This window comes from Streptomyces ipomoeae 91-03 (assembly GCF_000317595.1).
Taxonomy (GTDB): Bacteria; Actinomycetota; Actinomycetes; order Streptomycetales; family Streptomycetaceae; genus Streptomyces; species Streptomyces ipomoeae.
The window spans coordinates 1-3,319 of record NZ_AEJC01000050.1 but is presented as its reverse complement, the minus strand read 5'-3'; the positions used below and the strand labels follow the sequence as shown (position 1 = coordinate 3,319).

Here is a 3,319-nt window from a genome sequence, read left to right as displayed (position 1 = left end):
CGGACTCGGCCGTTTCGGGTCGTGGAGGTGCCAGCCATGTACGGATCATGTCCCGGTCGGCTGAGAGAACGCTGTGTTCCATCTGAGGCGGGCCGATGACCAGGACTCCCGGGCCGGACACGGCGAGGGCCGCACCCCCTGACGAACAGGGAGTGCGGCCCTCGACTGCCTTACCGGTCCGCTCAGTTGCGGATCAGGTTGCGCAGCACGTACTGCATGATGCCGCCGTTGCGGTAGTAGTCGGCCTCACCGGGGGTGTCGATGCGGACGACCGCGTCGAACTCGACGCCCGTGTCGGTGGTGACCTTGACCGTGCGCGGCGTGGTGCCGTTGTTGAGCTCCTCGACGCCCGCGATGGAGAAGGACTCCTCGCCGGTCAGACCGAGGGACTCGGCCGAGGCGCCCTCCGGGAACTGCAGCGGGAGGACGCCCATGCCGATGAGGTTCGAGCGGTGGATGCGCTCGTACGACTCGGCGATGACGGCCTTGACGCCCAGCAGCGCGGTGCCCTTGGCCGCCCAGTCGCGGGACGAGCCGGAGCCGTACTCCTTGCCCGCGAGGACGACGAGCGGGACGCCCTGCTCGATGTAGTTGCGGGAGGCGTCGTAGATGAAGGAGACCGGGCCGCCCTCCTGCGTGAAGTCACGCGTGTAGCCGCCCTCGGTGCCCGGCGCGATCTGGTTGCGCAGGCGGATGTTGGCGAACGTACCGCGGATCATGACCTCGTGGTTGCCGCGGCGCGAGCCGTAGCTGTTGAAGTCGCGGCGCTCGACGCCGTGCTCGGTGAGGTACTTGCCGGCCGGGGTGTCGGCCTTGATGGCGCCGGCCGGGGAGATGTGGTCGGTGGTGACCGAGTCGCCCAGCTTGGCGAGGACGCGGGCACCGGAGATGTCGGAGACCGGCTCCGGGTCCATGCCCATGCCCTCGAAGTACGGGGGCTTGCGGACGTAGGTGGACTGCGGGTCCCACTCGAAGGTGTTGCCGGTCGGGATCGGCAGCGCCTGCCACTGGGCGTCGCCCGCGAAGACGTCCTGGTAGGACTTGTTGAACATGTCCTCGCCGATGGCGTTCGCCACGACGTCGTTGACCTCGGCCTCGGTCGGCCAGATGTCGGTCAGGTAGACCGGCTTGCCGTCCTGGTCGGTGCCGAGGGCGTCCTTGGTGATGTCCACCTTCATGGAGCCCGCGATGGCGTACGCGACGACCAGCGGCGGGGAGGCCAGGTAGTTCATCTTGACGTCCGGGTTGATCCGGCCCTCGAAGTTCCGGTTGCCGGAGAGGACCGAGGTGACCGCGAGGTCGTGGTCGTTGACGGCCTTGGAGACCTCCTCCGGCAGCGGGCCGGAGTTGCCGATGCAGGTGGTGCAGCCGTAGCCGACGAGGTTGAAGCCGACCTTGTCGAGGTACGGGGTCAGGCCCGCCTTGTCGAAGTAGTCGGTGACGACCTTGGAGCCCGGGGCGAGGGTGGTCTTGACCCACGGCTTGCGGGTCAGGCCCTTCTCCACGGCCTTCTTCGCGACGAGCGCGGCGGCGACCATGACGTACGGGTTCGAGGTGTTGGTGCAGGAGGTGATGGCGGCGACCGTCACGGCACCGTGGTCGATCTCGTACGTCGAGCCGTCGGGGGCGGTCACGGTGACCGGGTTGGACGGGGCGCCGTTCGGGGCGACGGCCGGGGCGTCGGAGGCCGGGAAGGACTCCTGGCCGGCCTCGTCCACGGTGTCGACGTAGTTGCGGACGTCCGTCTTGAACTGCTCGGCGGCGTTCGCGAGGACGATGCGGTCCTGCGGGCGCTTCGGGCCGGCGATGGAGGGGACGACCGTGGAGAGGTCGAGCTCCAGCTTCTCGGAGAAGTCGGGCTCGGCGGCCGGGTCGAGCCAGAGGCCCTGCTCCTTGGCGTACGCCTCGACGAGCGCGAGCTGCTGGGCCGAACGGCCGGTCAGCTTCAGGTAGTTGATGGTCTCGGCGTCGATCGGGAAGATCGCGGCGGTCGAGCCGAACTCCGGCGACATGTTGCCGATGGTGGCGCGGTTCGCGAGCGAGGTGGCGGCGACGCCCTCGCCGTAGAACTCGACGAACTTGCCGACGACACCGTGCTTGCGGAGCATCTCGGTGATGGTCAGCACCAGGTCGGTGGCGGTGGTGCCGGGGGTGAGCTCACCGGTCAGCTTGAAGCCGACGACACGCGGGATGAGCATGGAGACCGGCTGGCCCAGCATGGCGGCCTCGGCCTCGATACCGCCGACGCCCCAGCCCAGCACACCGAGGCCGTTGACCATGGTGGTGTGGGAGTCGGTGCCGACCAGGGTGTCGGGGTAGGCCTGTCCGTTGCGGACCATGACCGTACGGGCGAGGTGCTCGATGTTCACCTGGTGGACGATGCCGGTGCCGGGCGGGACGACCTTGAACTCGTCGAAGGCGGTCTGGCCCCAGCGCAGGAACTGGTAGCGCTCGCGGTTGCGGCCGTACTCCAGCTCGACGTTCTGCGCGAAGGCGTCGTTGGTGCCGAACTTGTCGGCGATGACGGAGTGGTCGATGACCAGCTCGGCCGGGGCCAGCGGGTTGATCTTCGCCGGGTCGCCACCGAGGTCACGGACGGCCTCACGCATGGTCGCGAGGTCCACGACACAGGGAACGCCGGTGAAGTCCTGCATGATCACGCGGGCCGGCGTGAACTGGATCTCCTGGCTGGGCTGGGCCTGCGAGTCCCAGCCGCCGAGGGCCCGGATGTGGTCGGCGGTGATGTTCGCGCCGTCCTCGGTACGGAGAAGGTTCTCCAGCAGCACCTTCAGGCTGTACGGAAGGCGAGCCGAGCCTTCCACCTTGTCCAGCCGGAAGATCTCGTACGACTCGTCGCCCACCTGCAGCGTGCTGCGGGCGTCGAAGCTGTTCGCCGACACGACAGTCTCCTTCATTCCATGTGCGCGTACCACCGCATCCTGCCGCCACGCCCTCTTGGCCGATCCGTTAAGGTAAGGCTAAGTTAGGTAACCCTTACCGCCAGACTCGATGACGGCGCGCGGCTACGGTACGCCTCGGCAGATATCTCGATGTCGAGATAACTCTAGTACATGGGCGCGGGCTGGTCATGCCCTGGCCGCTGTGGCGTGCGCCAACATGGGGCGAACGCACGCGCCTCCGCGCTCACCACTCCGGGCTCGGGGCCATCGGCTCCCCGTTCGCGCCGGCCGGCGTCCGTCACCGTCCGCCGGCTCGGGCCAGGGCCGTCTCCGCCTGGTCGGCGAGGGTCGCGACCAGGTCGGTGGCGGAGGGCACGTCGTGGATGAGGTCGACGGCCTCGCCGGCCCATATCGGCAGT

At 68.5% G+C, this 3,319-nt stretch carries 1 protein-coding gene; it reads right to left on the bottom strand.

Annotated features, from left to right (window positions below):
- Positions 1-182 precede the first annotated feature (182 nt).
- Positions 183-2,900, bottom strand: coding sequence for an aconitate hydratase AcnA (gene acnA, locus STRIP9103_RS02560; RefSeq protein ID WP_009296865.1), 2,718 nt, complete (start codon positions 2,898-2,900; stop codon positions 183-185).
- Positions 2,901-3,319 lie beyond the last annotated feature (419 nt).